14 protein-coding genes are annotated in these 17,134 nt (G+C 71.1%); 7 read left to right on the top strand and 7 right to left on the bottom strand.

The features are described from left to right. Positions 1 to 54: 54 nt before the first annotated feature. Positions 55 to 2,592 carry a LuxR C-terminal-related transcriptional regulator gene (locus tag ABGA98_RS39795; protein WP_347623640.1) on the top strand — a complete coding sequence of 846 codons (2,538 nt, stop codon included), beginning with the start codon at positions 55 to 57 and terminating at the stop codon, positions 2,590 to 2,592. An 89-nt stretch (positions 2,593 to 2,681) separates the two neighbouring features. On the opposite strand, the gene ABGA98_RS39790 is transcribed toward ABGA98_RS39795, so the two are convergent. Further along, on the bottom strand, positions 2,682 to 3,359 hold the full coding sequence (locus ABGA98_RS39790; protein WP_347623639.1) for a CAP domain-containing protein: 678 nt from the start codon (positions 3,357 to 3,359) through the stop codon (positions 2,682 to 2,684). 376 nt (positions 3,360 to 3,735) lie between these two features. On the opposite strand from ABGA98_RS39790, the gene ABGA98_RS39785 reads away from it, so the two are divergent. The 4 genes from ABGA98_RS39785 to ABGA98_RS39770 all read left to right on the top strand — a co-directional run bounded on the left by ABGA98_RS39785 (position 3,736) and on the right by ABGA98_RS39770 (position 10,368). Continuing rightward, positions 3,736 to 6,450, top strand: a complete 2,715-nt coding sequence (locus ABGA98_RS39785) for a hypothetical protein (protein WP_347623638.1) — start codon at positions 3,736 to 3,738, stop codon at positions 6,448 to 6,450. Positions 6,451 to 6,710: 260 nt separating this feature from the next. Beyond that, positions 6,711 to 6,911, top strand: a complete 201-nt coding sequence (locus ABGA98_RS39780; protein WP_347623637.1) for an EF-hand domain-containing protein — start codon at positions 6,711 to 6,713, stop codon at positions 6,909 to 6,911. A 64-nt stretch (positions 6,912 to 6,975) separates the two neighbouring features. Then, positions 6,976 to 8,151, top strand: coding sequence for a helix-turn-helix domain-containing protein (locus ABGA98_RS39775; RefSeq protein ID WP_347623636.1), 1,176 nt, complete (start codon positions 6,976 to 6,978; stop codon positions 8,149 to 8,151). Between the two features lie 102 nt (positions 8,152 to 8,253). Further along, positions 8,254 to 10,368, top strand: a complete 2,115-nt coding sequence (locus ABGA98_RS39770; RefSeq protein ID WP_347623635.1) for an NACHT domain-containing protein — start codon at positions 8,254 to 8,256, stop codon at positions 10,366 to 10,368. Here the strand turns inward: ABGA98_RS39770 and ABGA98_RS39765 are convergent. Then, entirely contained in the window at positions 10,326 to 10,955 is a 630-nt protein-coding gene (locus tag ABGA98_RS39765) for a TetR/AcrR family transcriptional regulator (RefSeq protein WP_347623634.1), read from the bottom strand. The two genes, ABGA98_RS39770 and ABGA98_RS39765, sit on opposite strands and share 43 nt — an antisense overlap. 69 nt (positions 10,956 to 11,024) lie before the next feature. Here ABGA98_RS39765 and ABGA98_RS39760 point away from each other — a divergent pair, with 69 nt between their 5' ends. After that, positions 11,025 to 11,792: an alpha/beta fold hydrolase gene (locus tag ABGA98_RS39760; protein ID WP_347623633.1), complete on the top strand. Its 768-nt coding sequence runs from the start codon at positions 11,025 to 11,027 to the stop codon at positions 11,790 to 11,792. Here the strand turns inward: ABGA98_RS39760 and ABGA98_RS39755 are convergent. From ABGA98_RS39755 to ABGA98_RS39740, 4 genes are all read right to left on the bottom strand, one after another. Further along, complete coding sequence (locus ABGA98_RS39755) at positions 11,783 to 12,523, bottom strand: cytochrome d ubiquinol oxidase subunit II (protein WP_347623632.1); 741 nt, start codon at positions 12,521 to 12,523, stop codon at positions 11,783 to 11,785. The genes ABGA98_RS39760 and ABGA98_RS39755 overlap by 10 nt on opposite strands. A gap of 9 nt (positions 12,524 to 12,532) precedes the next feature. Continuing rightward, complete coding sequence (locus ABGA98_RS39750) at positions 12,533 to 13,783, bottom strand: cytochrome ubiquinol oxidase subunit I (protein ID WP_347623631.1); 1,251 nt, start codon at positions 13,781 to 13,783, stop codon at positions 12,533 to 12,535. A gap of 162 nt (positions 13,784 to 13,945) precedes the next feature. After that, a complete protein-coding gene (locus ABGA98_RS39745; protein ID WP_347623630.1) occupies positions 13,946 to 14,614 on the bottom strand; it encodes a response regulator transcription factor in 669 nt (222 codons plus the stop codon). Further along, positions 14,614 to 15,735 (bottom strand): sensor histidine kinase, encoded by a 1,122-nt coding sequence (locus ABGA98_RS39740; RefSeq protein ID WP_347623629.1) that lies wholly within the window; start codon positions 15,733 to 15,735, stop codon positions 14,614 to 14,616. The genes ABGA98_RS39745 and ABGA98_RS39740 overlap by 1 nt, the downstream gene beginning before the upstream one ends. 68 nt (positions 15,736 to 15,803) lie before the next feature. Between ABGA98_RS39740 and ABGA98_RS39735 the strand changes: the two genes are divergently transcribed. Continuing rightward, on the top strand, positions 15,804 to 16,022 hold the full coding sequence (locus ABGA98_RS39735) for a hypothetical protein (RefSeq protein WP_347623628.1): 219 nt from the start codon (positions 15,804 to 15,806) through the stop codon (positions 16,020 to 16,022). Between the two features lie 28 nt (positions 16,023 to 16,050). Here ABGA98_RS39735 and ABGA98_RS39730 read toward each other — a convergent pair whose 3' ends face one another. Beyond that, positions 16,051 to 16,953: an acyl-CoA desaturase gene (locus ABGA98_RS39730; RefSeq protein WP_347623627.1), complete on the bottom strand. Its 903-nt coding sequence runs from the start codon at positions 16,951 to 16,953 to the stop codon at positions 16,051 to 16,053. Positions 16,954 to 17,134 lie beyond the last annotated feature (181 nt).

Here is a 17,134-nt window from a genome sequence, read left to right as displayed (position 1 = left end):
CCGGTCGCGACGGCCTCTCGCATGAGCACGGCCTACTCAAATACGCTGTTCGCCGTGACACCACGCAGCTGGCCGTTCACCGGACGTACGGCGCAACTCGCGGAGATCAGGTCGGCGGCCGGTGGCATCGTGGTGGCCGGTCCTCCGGGGGCCGGCAAGAGCCGCCTGGTGGCGCAGGCCGTACGCGACGTGAACGCGGTCGCCTGGGCGCGGGCCACTGCGGCCGCCGCCGAGGTTCCGCTGGGCGCGTTCGCCGCGCTGCTTCCCGCCACGCCGCCCGCCGGCAACCTGCTGGGCTGGGCGGCCGCCGCCCTGCGGGCGCCGGTGCTGGCGGTGGACGACGCCCACCTGTTGGACCCGGCCTCGGCCGCGCTCGTCCATCACCTGGTGACGCGGGGCGGCACCCGCGTGATCGCGACACTCCGCAGCCAGGAGCCCGTACCGGACGCGGTGCTCGCGCTGTGGAAGGACGATCTGCTGCCGCGGCTCGAACTCGGGCCGTTCTCGCTGGAGGAGACCACGGCCGTCCTGGAGGCCGCGCTGGGCGGGCAGGTGGAGTCGGCGACCGTGGCCCGGCTGTGGCGCGCCAGTCAGGGCAACGCGCTCTACCTACGTGAGCTCGTACTATCCGGAGGGCTTTCTGACGACGGCGGCCTGTGGCGGTGGCGTGGGCCGCTGACGATCACGCCGTCGCTGCGCGACACGATCGCGGGCCGCATCGGCGAGCTGACCGCGCGGGAACGAGACGTGCTGGAGCTCCTGGCGTACGGCGAGCCCCTGGGTGCGGACCTGCTGGCCGCGCTCGGTTCGCTGGACGCCGTCCAGAGCCTGGAGGACCGGCAGCTCGTCGTGGTGCAGCCCGACGGGCGACGGTTGCCGGTCCGGCTCGCGCATCCCCTGCACGGCGAGGTCATCAGGGATGGCTGCGGGGTGCTGCGGGCCCGCGCGATGATGCGCCGGCTGGCCGAGACGGTCACCGGGGCGGGGCTGCGCCGGCGCGAGGACGTGCTGCGCGTGGCCGTGTGGCGGCTGGACGCCGGCATGACCGGCGATCCCGGGCTGCTGCTGGCCGGGTGCGAGCGCGCCAGAGTGGTCCGCGACCTGGAGCTGGCCGAACGGCTCGGGCGGGCGGCCGTGGCCGCCGGTGGCGGGGCGCCCGCGCTCTCGGCCCTGGGCACGGTGCTGTACTACGGCGACCGCTACGACGAGGCCGAGGAGGTTTTCGCCGCCGCCTGGGAGTGGGAGATGCACGAGCGCGCCCGGATGGATCTCGGCGCGCAGCGGGCACTGAACCTGGCCATGGGGCTCGGGGACGTCGCGAAGGCGGGAGCGGTCATAGAGGAGACCATCCGGCCCATCCACGACGTCGTGGAGCGGGAGGGCCTGAAGTCCATCCGGGCCGTGCTGGCGGTGCTCACCGGCGACCTCGACGCGGCCCAGGACGTGGTGACACGGGCGCGGCGCGTGGGAGCTCTCACCCCTCAGGGCGTGCGCGCCATGGGTGTGGTCGAGACCGGTGTCCTGGCGGCGCGGGGCCGCGCCGCGGAATGCCTGGCCCGTGCGGCGGAGCTGCGCGCCGAGATCGCCAGGGAACCGGACGCCATGGGCAGCCTCACCGCCTTCTTGATCGGGAGCGCGACGCAGTCCGCGCTGCTGCTCGGCGATCTGGATACCGCCGAGCGGCTCGCCGGCGAGGGCCACGGCCTGAACGGCGAGTTCGGCACCTGGGCCCGGGTGATGGTGGAGTTCAGCACGTTCCAGGCGCGGGTGCTGCGGCTGCGCGGGCGGCTCGCCGACGCCCTCGCGCGGGCCCGCGACGCGGCTGCGTGGCTGCCCAACCGCAGTATGCTCGCGGGGCCGTGCCTGGCCGAGCTCGCGCACGCGTACGCGCTGCTCGGCGACGTCGCGTCGGCCGAGCAGGTGCTGGCTCGGGCGGAGGCCACGGTCTTACCGGTCGGCCCGTCCATCGTCGTGCCGCTCCGCCTGGCCCGGGCGTGGACCCTGGCCGAGCGCGGCGACGTCGCCGGAGCCGTCGAGCTGTGCTTGGAGACCGCGGAGCGCGCGCTGCCCTGTGACGTGCCGTTCGCGCTGCACGACGTGGTCCGGCTCGGCCGTCCCGAGCTGGTCGCCGACCGGCTGGCCGCGGTCGAGATCAAGGGCCCGCTAGTGACGCTTTTCGCACAGCACGCCGCCGCCCGTGACGGGGCGGGGTTCGACGCGGTGTCGGCCGGATTCGAGCGATCGGGCCTGCTCGTGCACGCGGCCGAAGCGGCGGCCCACGCGGCAGCGCGCTACCGGGAGGCGGGGCTGCCGCGTGGCGCGCGGGCGGCCGAGACGCGAGCCTGGCGGCTCACCCAGCGCTGCCAGGGCGCCCGCACCCTGGCGCTGCTCGACCTCGACGTGCCCGGCCTGACCCCACGCCAACGCGAGATCGCCCTGCTGGCCGCCCAGGGCATGACCAATCGCGAGATCGCCGAGCGCCTCGTCGTCTCCGTCCGCACGGTCGCCAACACGCTGTACGCCATCTACGGCAAAACCGGCGTCAACGACCGCGCGGCCCTCGCGAGCCTCCTGGACCGGCCACCCCGCTGAGCGATCGGTGTGGTCAAGCAGCCGACGGTCCTCGGCCTGCGGCGAGGTCCCGGTGCGGGATCGATCCAGATACCGCCGATCGCGACCGGTCACCTACAGCGGCCGAACACCTGCGCGGTGACCATGGCGATGTCGGAGTTGAGCGCCTGCCTGTTGGTGGAGTCGGCCGTACCGTGCTGCGCCGAGACCGCCGCCTCCTTCATGCCCGGGTCGAGGATGGTCGCCCGGTGGCTCGGGCTCCGCATCCACCACCGCACGGCCTCCCTGGCCGTGGCGGCACGCCCCCAGCCCTGGTAGACGTTCTCCTTGACGTACCAGGAGCTGCCTCCCTTGCAGTAGCCCGCGGCGCGGGCCCTGTCGGTCTGGTTGGCCCCGTCTCTGCGCCCCCGGAAGAGGTGGTAGGTAGCCGAATCGGCGTCCTCATGCCACCACCTGTAGCGTTTGGCGTCTTCGACGTGTTTCTTCGCGGCCTTGAACAGAGGGCTGTTGTACGTGAGCCGGGCGATCCCGGCCTTCTTGCGCTCCTCGTTGACCAGACACTCGATCGCGGACCCCGCGATGCCCTCCGTCAACAGGACGTAGCTGTTGATCCGTTTTTCACTCCAGGTGGGGTTCTTCTTCTTCCACCACGCCTTGGTCCGCACCGGAGTGTCGGCGCCGAAGCAGGCGGTCGTGCCGCTCTGCGCGGTGGCGGGAGCTGCGACGGCCGTCATTCCGGCGGCGAGGACAGACGAGGCGAGCAGGGCGGTGGCAAGCCTTGGCCACATGATCGGCTTCCTTCTGTTGGATCATCCGTGCACCCAACTGTGCGGGGGATGGTCGGGGACGGCATGAGTAACCCCCTACTCAACTCCACTGCGGCCGAGCAGATCACGCACGCCAGCGACCTGCTCACCCCCCGGCTGCTCGCGTCAGCCGCTCCACGATCTATGAGTACGTCCCCGAGAATGATCTTGCGCGAGGTGCGACGTCCCTGGAGGTTTCTGGTCCGTGGATGACGCGGTGGATGGACGATGGCGTCCTCGCGGCCGGGAATGCGGCCGCGCCACAGCGTCCAGGACGCCGGCTGCGCCAACCCGAGGCCGGCAAATTGAGTAGGCCATACTCAGGCGAACCGCACGGCCCGTGATTGACACTCGGGTCGTGCGGACACTTATAGCCTCGCTGCTCATCGTCATGGCTGCGTTAGCCGGCGCCCCCGCCGCGCGGGCCGTTGCCGGCCCGATCGTCGCGAACTGCGAGTTCGAGACGCCCTCGTATACCAGGGTCATGGAGGGGGAGGGACCGCTTATCCGGATCGGATTCCAGAACAACAGCGGCCGGAGCGCCCGGGTCACGGCGAAGGTGCAGGCGAGCTTCCACTACTGGCACGAGACGGAGTTCTACAGCCAGCTCGTCTCGCCGGACTCGGGCCTGCTCTTCGTGGAGCGCAACCTGCCCCCGGCGTACGGCCGGGCGATGGACGAGGAACGAGGGCTTCGGGTGCAGCTCTTCTCCTCGCTGACCGGCGACACACCGATCGGGACGTGCTCGACGAAGCTGAAGGTGACGCAGGCGCCCGACCGCGACAAGGACGGGCTGCTGGACAAGTGGGAGAGCCACGGCATCGACTACGACGATGACGGCACTGTCGACCTGGCGCTGAACGCGGCGCCATACAACGCCGACCCTGATCGCAAAGACCTCTTCGTGGAGCTGGACTGGATGCGGTGCGCCATGCCGGGGTACTGCATGCGATCACGGGAGCTTTCGAATGCGGCGATCAGCCAGGTGGAGGCGGCGTTCGCCCGGCGCGGGATCACCTTGCACGTCCGCAGGAGCGAGGCGATCACCGAGGCACAGGACATCACGTTCGACACCAAACAGCCAGGGGCATGGGACGACTTCGACGACCTCAGGAACGGCAACGCGACCAACAAGTGCGACGGCGCCTTCGGCGACGTGCTCGACCGGATCGACCGCAACTGTGAGGCCATCCTGGGCGCCAAACGGCTGGTCTTCCGCTACGCGGTGTCCGCGCACGGGCTCAGCGGCAGGGGGACACAGTCGGGCAAGGCCGAGGCGGGCGACAGCACCCAGGAGATCGTGGACGTCCACACCCTGGCCGGCATGGCGCTGCCCGGCGGCAACGACTTCGTGATCACCCTCGGCCGCTGGGACAGCACGATGATCACCGATGACGGGGGCCAGGTCGAGGTGGAGGCCGGGACGTTCATGCACGAGCTCGGCCACACGCTCGGCCTGCAGCACGGGGGCGTCGACAGCATCAACTGCAAGCCGAACTACCTCAGCGTGATGAACTACACCCACCAGTTCGCCGGTGCGTACAATCCGGGAAGGCTGCTGGACTACCAGGCACAGGATTTGCGGTCTCTCGAGGAGAACGAGGGACTCGACGAGATCGGCGCCGCCGTTCCCGGCGTGGGCACCCGGAGGGTCGTCTACGGGCTGGCGGGCGTGCCGCGGACCACCGACGCGTCCCTCGCGGTCGACTGGAACGGCGACGGCGCGAACCAGGCGGGCGCGACGGGCGACGTCAACCACATCCACTTCGGGACGGACACGAGGTCCTGCCCCGCCTCACCCGGCCAGCGGCTGCGCGCGTGGAACGACTGGGAGCACGTGAACCTCGACTTCCGCAACAGCCTGATGTTCGAGGACGGCGCGCACAAGGGCGTGCTCGGCGCCGGCAGCGCGGAGATCACCGAGGAAGCGGCCGAGGCCCTCAACCCGCACATCGACCTGACGGCGGCCAAGAGCGTGGACAAGGCGCTGGCGACGCCCGGCGACAGCCTCACCTACGCGGTCACCGTGGGCAACAAGGGACCGGCGACGGCCGGCCGGGTGTGGATCGACGACACGATGCCGGACGGCACGCGCACCGGCCGCTCGGTCGCCGACCTGCCCGCCGGCGGCTCAGCGCGGCACACCTTCACCTACACCGTGCCCTGCACGACGGCCGACGGCACCGTACTGACCAATACGGCGACCGTCTCGGGCGTGAACGCCGCGGGATATGCCGAGAGTGGCACGCTGGCCGACAACACGGCCACCGCGGCCAGCACGGTCCGCCGCCCGGCGCTGACGCTGGAGGCCGCCGCGGCGGGCAGCGACCCTGCGACCTTCACACTCACCTACCGCAACACCGGCACCGGACCGGCGTCGGGAGCGGCGCTGACCGCCACGGTGCCCGCCGGCCTCTACTACAGCCCGGGCCAGGGCACGCCGCCCGAGACCGTCACCCGCAACCCGGACGGCACCACCACGCTGCGCTGGGACGTTGGCGCGGTCGCGGCGGTCGCGTCCCGCACGATCGCCTTCACCACCCGGCCGAGCCTGCTGCTGGCGGAGGGCACGACGGTGACCGTACCGGTGTCGCTGTCCTTCGGCGACGGCGGCGACTGCCCCTATGCCGCGGCGCAGGCCACGGCGCAAACGCGCATCACGCTCCCACCCGCAACCCGCGACCCCAGGCCGCTGGCCGTCTGGACGCTCTTCCCGGCGCTGCGGACCCAGGAGGCGCTGGACCGCGTGCAGGCCACCGACCAGCGCTACGACACCTCGCCCACCGACGGAACGCTGACGCGGGCGGAATTCGCCGAGGCGGTCGGGCTGCCAGTGCTGCAGCCCCGCGCCCTGCGCGCGGAACTGCTGGCGACCTATCTGAACATGGCCACCCGGCGGATCCACGCGAGCACCGCCATCCGCACGCCGCAGTCCGTAGCGCTCGGGCTGGAGACCGTGGGCGATGCCGTACGGCACGCCAGAGCCACGTTGACCCAGCCGGTTGGCGTCCGCCACATCACGGCCACAGTGCTGCTCACGGAGATCAACGCGGGACTGGCCGAGCGCTGGTGATCCTGCCCATCCTGCTGTACGGCAGGCTCATCCTCCGCAGCCACAGCGGTCTCAACCTCGTCTGGGATGCCTCTCAGGTCCCGCTCGTCCACGCGGTGGCGAACGCACTCCACCAATCCATCTCCGCCCGCCCACCTGTGATCCACTCCTGAGGTGGCCTACTCCATCACCGCCCATTGGGCAGTTTTATCCTGAAATAAGCTTGTCACTTCAAGAGTGATACTCCCGACGCGACAGCGGATCCCGCAGAATGGCGACCCATGAGCGACTACGCGACCACCTTCGACCTGATCGACGCCGACAAGGACGGGAGGATCTCCGCGGTCGAGCTCGTACGGCTGATGGAGGTGCTCGGCCGGCCGGTCACGCTGGAGACCGCGCAGGCAGGCGTGCGACAGCTCGACAAGGACGGCGACGGCCTGATCGACGTGGAGGAGTTCGCCGCCTTCCTCCAGAAGTGATAACAAACAAGCTCTTGCTACACAACTCTTGTCGCCTGGGTCACAATGGGTGTCAGGAGGGACGATGGTCATCAAGAGTGACAGCAGCGAAAGCCGTACCACCGCGGATATCGCGAAAGCGCTCAGGCCGGGGATCGGGCGGGTCTCCGACGAGGTGATCGAGGAGATCCAGACCCGGATCCCCGAATACGCGAGGCCGTCGGACGAGCTCTACATCAAGGTCATCAGGATCGCGGTCGAGCAGGCCGTCGAGGGTTTCCTCGACCGCGTCGAGGACCCGGACGCCCCGTGGGATCCCGAGCCGTTCCGCATGATCGGCAGGGGCGAGGCGGCCGAGGGCCGCAACCTGGAGCCGCTGCAGGCGGCGATGCGGCTCGGCGCCAGAGTGGGCTGGCGGCGGCTGACCGAGCTCGCCGGCCCGTGCGGGCTGTCCCCGCAGAACCTGTACGACCTGGGCGAGGCCATCTTCGTCCACCTCGACCAGCTCGCCGACGCGGCGGCCGAGGGCTTCGCCGAGGCCAGGGCGCACGCCGCCGGCGAGACCGAGCGCCGCCGCGCCCGGCTGCTCGACCTCCTGCTCAGCCGGCCGCCCGCCAGCGCCGAGGCCATCGCCGACCTGGCCAGGGCCGCCGGGTGGCGGCTGCCGAGAACGGTGGCCTGCGTGGCGCTCGACGACGGGCTCGGCCCCTGCCCCGCGCTCGTGTTCCCCTCCGACGTGCTCACCGCCATGGACCGGCCGGAGCCGTGCCTGCTGGCGCCCGACCCCAACGGCCCCGGCCAGGCCAGGATGCTCGACCAGGCCCTGCGCGGCCGCCGGGCCGCCATCGGCCCCGCCGTGCCCCTGACCGCCGCCGCGACGTCGTTGCGGTGGGCCAGGCAGGCGCTCGGCCTGTCGCGCCGCGGCGTCCTGCCCGGCGGGCTGGTGCGGTGCGCCGACCACATGGCCACGCTGGTGGTCTTCAAGGACGAGGAGCTCGTCAGCGCGCTGGCCGAGGTGCGGCTGGCGCCCCTGGCCCACCTGCGGCCCACCCAGCAGGACCGGCTGGCGGAGACGCTGCTCGCCTGGCTGCGGCATGGCAGGGGCGCCGGTGAGGTGGCCGCCCGGCTGCACGTGCACCCGCAGACCGTGCGCTACCGGCTGCGGCAGCTCGAAGAGCTCTACGGCGACCAGCTCACCGACCCCGACATCCGCTTCGAGCTGGAGATCGCCCTCAGGGCCCGGCAGGCGGTCAGGGCCTGACCAGCGGACGGCCCGTAGACGCGCACGCCCGACACAGGAGATTCGGCCCTCTTCAACGCGAAGCAAGGTCATCGGCCGCGGGCCACGACTACCATGGCCGCCATGGTGGGCGAGCGGAGGTGGCGGGCCCGGCTGTTATGGCTGTCCATGGTGCTCGCGCCGGTCGTGGTGTCGGTGGCCGCCAACCAGGTGCTCAACGACGGTGTGTGGAGCGCCCCTTGGGCCGCCGGCACCATCGTGGCGGCGGTGGCGGCCGGCGTCATCGTCGAACGGGCCGGGCGCGTGCTCGCCCCCGCCCCCGGGACCGTCACCGAGACGATGCGGGAGCTCGCCCAGCTGGTCCACGACCGGTGGAGCGACGAGGTGGTGACGCGTTCCCTGGGCGATCCGCCCATCCCGGTCTCCTGGCACATGACCCGCCGGACCAAACTCATGGATCACCCGCATCTGATCGCCGACCGCGAGCCGGCCGTGTCGGGCCGATCGGACGACGTCGAGGCGCTCGCCGTCGCCTTCCGCGCGCTGCGCCGGCGCCGCCTGGTCATCACCGGAGGCCCGGGCACGGGCAAGACGACCCTGGCCATCCAGTTGATGCTGGAACTGATCCGCACGCGTGCCGACGACGACCCGGTCCCGGTGCTCCTGCCCGTCGCCGACTGGGACATCGAGGCCCACCCTCGCTTCCAGGACTGGGTGGCCGAGCGCGTGCGCACCGACTACGCCGCCCTGCGCACGCCGGGCAAGCGGCAGGACGGCGCCGACGTCCTGGCGGCCCGTGGCGCGATCCTGGCGGTTCTCGACGGCCTCGACGAGCTGCCCGAGCCCGCCCGCGCCAAGGTGATCGAGAAACTGTCCGAAACGCTCATGGAACGCGATCAGGTGATCATCACATCGCGTACCACCGAATACGGGAACGCGGTCACCGCCGCGCGGCGCCCGCTCAAGGCCACCGCCGTCATCGCGCCCAAGGCGCTGCACCCCGACGTCGTGGCGGACTTCCTGAGCGCCCATCTGCCCGCGCTGTCCTCGTCCCCGGAGTGGACCAAGGTCCTGCGCGCCCTCAGGGAGGGCGCCGCGCCGGCGCTGGCCGAGGTCACCTCGACCGCCCTGGGACTGTGGCTGGTCCGGGCCGTCTACGTCGACCAGCCGGACGCCGACCCGGCTCCGTTGGTCACCGAGTACGCCGACGACGTGCAGGCCCTGCGCGCTCACCTGCTCGACAATCTGCTCAGCGCGCTGCTGAACGCACGCGCCACGATCAGGCCCACGACCTGGGACCCGGCCGGCCTCGCCGGATGGACGAAACGGCTGGCCCGCCTGCAGGCCGAATCCGGCGGGCATGACCTGGCCTGGTGGCGGCTGACCGACCAGGCGCTGCCCGCCTCCCGGGTACGGCGCGCGCTCGCCCGTACCTGGATCGGCTGGTTGAGCGGTCTGGCGTTCGCGCTCCCCGCCGCGTTGACCGCCACGCTGACCTATGGGCCGGTCTTCGGCTCCGCCTTCGGCATCTGCTTCGGCCTGTCCGCGGTGCAGGCCGCTCGTACCCCCGACTTCGCTCCGCTGCGCGTACGGCAACGGCTGCGGGACTTCACCCGCGGCCTGTTGTCCGACGCACGCATGATGATGTTCATCATGCCGGCCGGCGTCGGCCTGCCGTTCGTGGCCTATTCCCTCGTGGCGTACGGCTGGAAGATGGGCCTGGCCGCCCTGTTCTCGGCGCTCGGCCTCGGCTGGGTGAGCGTGCGGGTCCTGCAGCAGCGGGACACGAAGCCCGCCCGGGCGGACGAGAACCGGCTCCCGCCGTTCACCGCCGCCCTCACCCCGCAGTCCACCTGGCGGGTCAACCGGAGCCTCGTGGGCGTGCACCTGATGAACGCGCTGCTCCTCGGAGCGATCGTCGGCTTCGGCGTGGATTTCATGAACGAGGCGTCCATCGTGCCGCCCTCCTCGTCCGCGTCCGTGCACGCGGGGATGGGCATCGTCTTCGGCATCGCGTTCGGCCTGGTGAACAAACGCCAGCACATGTGGCTGATGTCCACCATCGCCCTGACCCACCTCGGGCCCTCGGGCCGGCTGCCGTTCCGCTTGATGCGCTTCCTGCATGATCTGCACCAGCTGGGCGTCCTGCGGACTGTCGGGCCCTTCTACCAGTTCCGCCACTCCGAACTGCAGGCTCATCTGGCCGCCGACCAGTCCGCTGACCCGGCACGGGGGTGACCGCTCGCCGGGTAGGCGGACATGGCGAGGGTGGCGATGGCGAGCAGGTCGGCGTGTGAGGCGCCGTCGCGCGACTGCGTGGACATGCCCTGGATCACCGAGGCGTAGAACGTCGCCAGCCCCGCCGTGTCCGTTTCCGCGGGCAGCCGCCCCGCCGCCACGTCGTCGTCGATGCGCCGCCGCAGCGCCGCCTTGGCCTGCTCCCTGAGCTCCCGCAGTGACTCCTCCACCTCCGCCGACTCGGGGCCGCAGTTCACCGCCGCCGTGATGACCAGGCATCCCGAGGGATGCTCGGCACTGGCGTACTCGGCGGCGGCCTCCCGCAGCACCCGCTCGATCGCGCGCCGCCCCGTGGGCTCCTCGGCCAGCGCGCGGGTGGTGAAGGCGCCGTACGTCTCCTGGTAGCGCTGTACCGCCTCCTCGAACAGCCGCCGCTTGTCGCCGAAGGCGGCGTACAGGCTCGGGGGCTTGATGCCCATCGCGGCGGTCAGCTCCGCGATGGAGGTCGCCTCGTAGCCGTGCCTCCAGAACGCCAGCAGCGCGCTCTCCAGCGCCGCCTCCCTGTCGAACGCCCGTTGCCTGGCCATGCCGCCATTCTATAGCGATCGCTATGTTACGGTATCTGTATCGATCGCTAAAGAGAGGATCGCAACGACATGCCCACGGCCACGTACGACGGCGGATCCGTCCACTACCTGACGGCGGGCAGCGGCCCCGGCCTGGTCATGGTGCACGGCACCGGCGGCGACGCCGTCTCCAACTACGCCCACCTCGTCCCCGGCCTCGCCGACGTGCGCACGGTCATCACGCCCGACTACGCCGGCAGCGGCCGCACCTTCGACCCGGGCGGCGACCTCACGCTCGACCTGCTCGCCGGGCAGGTGGCCGCCGCGTTCGAGGAGCCGTCCGACCTGGTCGGGTTCTCGCTGGGCGCCGCCGTGGCCGCCAAGGTCGCCGCCGAGCGGCCCGAGCTGGTCAGGCGGCTGGTGCTGATCGCAGGCTGGACGCACCTGGCGGACTCCCGGCTGGAGCTGGGCCTGCGCACGTGGGCGCGGCTGGCCGCCACCGACCCCGAAAGCTTCGCCGCCTACGGGCCGCTCGTGGCGTTCAGCCCGGGGTTCGTCCGGGAGATCGGCGCGCGCACGCTGCTGGAGGGCGAGGCGCCCCGGGGCACGCTGCGCCAGATCGAGCTGGACCTGCGCGTGGACCTCAGGGACCTGCTCCCGAAGATCACCGCTCCCACCCTGGTCATCGGGGCGGCCCAGGACTATCTGATCCCGGTCGAGCACGCCCGCGCGCTGCACGCCGCCATCCCCGGCAGCCGGTACGCCGAGCTCGACAGCGGCCACGTGGTCCTGCATGAGCGCCCGGCCGAGGTCACCGCCATGATCAGGGATTTCATCACCTGTTCCGATCACAGGTAGGAGGGCCCGGTGACCCGGTGCCGGAACGTCCACCACACCCATGCCTGCGCCGCCACGAGCAGCGGCATCATGGTGAGCACGACCGGCACCAGCACCACGCCCCCGCCGCCCGGGTCCAGCGGGAGCCGCAGCCCGGCCAGCACCCCGACCGTGACCAGCGCCGCCGAGGTCAGCGCGTACGTGCGCGCCTCCCCGGCCCCGCCGGACAGCACGGCCGCCCGCGCCCGCAGCTCGCCGTGGAGCCGCAGCGACGCGAACGTCATGCCGTGCGTGCCGAACAGCGCGGCCACCACGAGCGCCGGCAGCAGCGCGAACGGCCCGGTGCTGCCGAGCAGCACGTGCCCGAGCAGCAGGCCCCAGCTCAGCGCCAGCCCCCAGCTGCCGGCCACGATCGCGCCGTCCCAGAACGCCTGCCAGCGCACTCCCGGCACGCGCCCCCGCAGCCACAGGCCCGTGTCGCGGATCACCCACGCCAGCAGCAGCACCACGACCACCGTGTGGTTCCCGCTCAGCAGCTCGCCCTCCAGTTCGGGGAAGAGCCCCGCGAGCACACCTGCCGTGGCCACCAGCCACACCTCGTTGCCGAGGAAGAACGGCGCGATCGCGGCGATCACCTCGCGCCGTTCCGCGGCGGACCTGCCGAGGTACGGCAGCGCCATGCCGACCCCGATGTCGGCGCCGGCCAGCACCAGGTAGCCGAGCGCGAAGAAGGCCAGGATGAAGATCTCCATGACGGCTCCTCAGAAGGTAGGGGCGGGAACGGGCGCCTCGATCGGGCGGTCGCCGAGCAGCACGGCGTCGGGCCCGCGCCGGGCGTGCCGCGCCAGCAGCCAGTAGTTGACGGCGATCAGCACGGCGAACACCGTGAGGAAGGCGACCACGGAGAACCGCATCTGCCCCGCCGACACCGGGGACATCGCCTCCGACGTCCTCAGCAGCCCGTACACCGTCCATGGCTGGCGGCCGAACTCGCGGAAGGCCCAGCCGGCGAGCATGGCCAGGAACGGGACGGGGATCATCAGCGTCATCAGCCAGTGCCAGAGCGTGAACCCGCGTACGACCGGACGGAAGAGCATCAGCAGGCAGCTCAGCCCCGCGAAGAACATCATCAGCGCGAACAGCAACATCATCGTCGTGCCGCTCATCTGCACCCACTCCACCGGAGGCAGATAGTCGCCGGGCCCGTGCGCGGCCACCATCTCCGCCTGGGCCTCGGCGAGGCGTTCGGCGTCGCCCGACCAGGCCGCCAGCTTGGCCGGCTGCATCGTCTCGAATCCGAGCCCGCCGAACGTCGCGGTGACGAAGACGGCCGGCAGCGCCACACCCATCCCGATTCGCAGCGACTTGCGGAAGACGTCCTGCTCGGCGGTGCGCCTGCGCAGGTGGTACGCGCTCACCCCGGCCATGAAGAACCCGCCGACGACCATCCCGGCGCTGACGACGTGCCAGAACGCCACCTGCGCCGCCGGGTTTGCCACCATCGCCCCGAAGTCCGCCAGCCGCATCCTGCCGCCCTCCAGCACGTGGCCCACCGGGTTCTGCAGGAAACCGTTCGCCACCATGATCCAGAAGGCCGACGCGTACGCCGTCAGCGTCACGACCCAGATCAGCGCCAGGTGCGCCCACCGGTTCAGCTTGTTCCAGCCGAAGATCCACAACCCCAGGAACGTGGACTCGATGAAGAACGCCACCAGCGTCTCGATCGCCAGTGCCGAGCCGAACACGTCGCCCGCGTACTCCGTCAGCCCGCTCCACGACAGCCCGAGCTGGAACTCCATCACCAGGCCGGTGACGATGCCCATCGCGTAGTTGATGATGTAGAGCTGGCCCCAGAACCGCGTCATCCGCAGGTGCACAGGGCTGTTGCCGAAGGTGGCCCGCGTCTGGACGACCGCCAGCAGGGTCGCCAGGCCGAGCGTCAGCGCCACGAAGAGGAAGTGCGCGCCCGCGGTGATCGCGAACTGCAGGCGGGCGAGGTCAACGGTGTCCATGCCGGGAGCTTGCGCGTACGGCCTGGGCGGCGGCGTCATGCTCCGGCGGGCACCTGGTCTACACCCCGGGTCGCATGGGCCCGCCGGACGTACCCCTCGGGACGTACGTGCTTCCGTTGTTCCGGGGTGTGCGGGGTGTCCCCGCAGGTGTGTCCCCGCAGGTCAGGAGGTAAGCCAGCCCGGGGTGATCATGCCGGCTTCGTACGCGATGATGACGAGCTGAGCCCTGTCGCGTACGGACAGCTTGGTCATGATGCGGCTGACGTGCGTCTTCGCCGTGGCGGGGCTGAGCACGAGCCGGGCGGCGATCTCGTCGTTGGACAGCCCGGCCGCCACCAGCGCCATGACCTCGCGCTCGCGATCGGTGAGCGCGTTGAGCTCGGGGCCGGGTTCGGGGCGCTTGACCCGGCCGGCGAACTCGGCGATCAGCCGCCGCGTGATGGACGGCGCGATCAGCGCGTCGCCCCTGGCCACGACCCGGACGGCGTGGATCAGCTCGGCCGGCTCGGTGTCCTTGACGAGGAAGCCGCTCGCGCCGGCCCGCAGCGCGCCGTAGACGTAGTCGTCCAGGTCGAACGTGGTCAGGATGATCACCTTGACGCCTTCGAGCCGGGGGTCGCCGGCGATCCGGCGGGTGGCCTCCAGGCCGTCGAGCTCGGGCATGCGGATGTCCATGAGGACCACGTCGGGTTGGAGCTCGCGGGCGCCCTGGACGGCCGCCGTGCCGTTGGGCGCCTCGCCCACGACCTCGATGTCGTCCTCGTCGCTGAGTATCGACCGGAACCCGGCGCGCACCAGGGTCTGGTCGTCGGCGAGCAGCACGCGGACCATCACAGCCCCTTCGCCGGCAGCCGGGCGAGGACGCGGAAGCCGCCTTCGGCTCGTGGCCCCGCCTCCAGGGTGCCGCCCAGCATGGCCGCGCGCTCGCGCATGCCCGTCAGGCCGAAGCCGCTGCCCCCGTCGTAGGAGGCGCCCGGCCCGTCATCCTCCACGCAGATCTCGATATTTCCGGACCTGTTGCTGATCTTCAAATTTGCCTCGTTCGTGCCTGAATGGCGGGATACGTTCGTCAGAGCTTCCCTGACGATGCGGGCGGCGGCCAGGTCGACCTCGGTCGGGAGCGCGTCGAGCGGCCCGGACAGCTCGGTGCGTACCTTCAGCCCGGACGCCTCGACCAGCGCGTCCACCCGCGCCAGGCTGTCGGCCGGCGCGGTCGGCGCGTCCTCGTCGACCTGGCGCAGCACGCCCAGGGTGGTGCGCAGCTCGCGCAGCGTCTCCTTGCTGGTGTCCTTGATCGTCCGCAGCGCCGTCTCGGCGTCCTCGGGCCGCTTCCTCAGCCCGTGCAGCGCCGCCGCGGCCTGCACGTTGATCATGGAGATGTTGTGGCCGAGAACGTCGTGCAGCTCTCTGGCGATGCGCAGGCGTTCCTCTCCCGCCCGCCGCCTGGCCTCCTCGTCCTTGCTGCGCAGGGCGTCGAGCGCGTGCCGGCGCGCCTCCATGAGGTAGGCGCGCCGGTTGCGGGTGACGCCGCCGAACGCGATGGCCGCCACCACCCATCCGGTGATCATCAGGAACGCGCTGTCGTCCACGTGCCTGACCCCGCCGGTCTCGCCGAGCCCCATGCCGAGCAGCGCCGCCGCCCCGGCGACGATGGCCGCGGTGAGATGCCCCTTGTCCGCGGCGGTGTAGAGGGTGAACAGCGGCAGCGCGATGAGCGGCCCGTCGACCGTCGCCCACGGGTAGTAGGCGCCCGTCGCCGCGATCACGATGACCAGCGCCGCGACGGGACAACGCTCCCGCAGCAGCAGGCCGGCCGAGGCGATGACCGGCAGCACGACGTCAAAAGCGTTGGGCCCGACGGCGCCGTTCAGCGCCAGGGTGAGGACCACTCCTGCCAGCACCGCGGCGATCACGGCGAGCGACACGAGTGTGCTCTTCGACGGCCTCCGCATGGCTCCCATTCTGTACGTCCCCGTCAAAGCCGGGTAATCGCCGCCGTTCCTGTGGGTAGAGCCGGTGAATGAGCACTAAGGACGAGCTCCGGCAGGTCGAAGAGGATCTGGCCCGGTTGCGCGCCGAGAACCAGGACATCCGCGACCAGATCCGCGACATGGGCGCGACCGACCAGGTGGAGATCTCCGCCATGATCAGCCAGGCGGACGAGCAGGTCGAGCTGATCGCCGAGCTCGAACGCCGCCGCGACAACCTGCGCGGGCGGCTGGAGGAGGGCGAGGACTGACCGGGCGCCCTCTCCGGCGCCCGGCCGGTCATCGCAGCGCGGCCCCGACCTCGTGCAGATGGCGAAGCGCCTGCCCGTACGACGTGACGAGCCCGGTCTGCAGGTAGTCGACGCCGATCTCCGCGCAGTACGCCTGGACGATCGGCTGCGCCCTGCGCAGGTTGGGCGCCGGCATGTTCGGGAACAGATGGTGCTCGATCTGGTAGTTGAGCTGGCCGAGCGCCACGTCGGTGAACCAGCCGCCCTTGACGTTGCGCGAGGTCAGCACCTGCTTGCGCAGGAAGTCAAGTTTGTCCTCTTTGGTCAGCACGGGCATGCCCTTGTGGTTGGGCGCGAAAGAGAGGCCCAGATAGATGCCGAACAGCCCCTGGTGCACGATCAGGAACACCAGCGCCTTGCCGAGCGGCAGGACGGTGAAGACCAGGCCGAAATAGAGCACGAAGTGCACGACGATCAGGCTGAGCTCGGTCGTACGCCGTTTGGCGCCCGGCTTGAGCAGCGCCTTGACGCTGGCGACGTGCAGGTGCCAGGCCTCCAGCGTGAGCAGCGGGAAGAACCAGAAAGCCTGATATTTCGCGACGAAGCGGGGGATGCCGCGACTTTTGGCGACCTGGTCCTCCGACCAGACGATCACGGCGGGCGACACGTCCGGATCGTGGTCCTCGTGGTTGGGGTTGGCGTGGTGCCGGTTGTGCTTGCTGGTCCACCACCCCCAGCCGAGCCCGACGCCGAGGTTGCCGATCACCAGCCCGGCGACGTCGCTCGGCCGCCGCTTCCTGAAGACCTGCCGGTGCCCGAGGTCGTGGGCGAGGAAGCCGAGTTGCGCGAAGACCACGGCCATCGCGGCCGCGACGAGAAGCTGCAACCAGGAGTCGCCCACCCAGGCGAACAGTGCCCAGCAGCCGAGATAGATCACGGCTGCGATGCTCATCCTGACGGCGTAATAAAGGGGACGCCGGTCAAGGAGACCGGCGTCCATGATCCGATGGGCGAGTCGGGCGAAATCGCTGCCCCGAGTGTCGAGCGTGCCAGGACTGACCACAGGTCTCCTTACCTCGCGGTGCACGTTGCCTAAACCATCGCGCATCCGCCGCCAAACCGGAAGCGTGAAG

It is taken from the genome of Nonomuraea sp. B1E8 (assembly GCF_039871515.1).
Taxonomy (GTDB): Bacteria; Actinomycetota; Actinomycetes; order Streptosporangiales; family Streptosporangiaceae; genus Nonomuraea.
The sequence above is the reverse complement of the archived record's forward strand: the minus strand, read 5'-3'. Positions and strand labels throughout refer to the sequence as shown.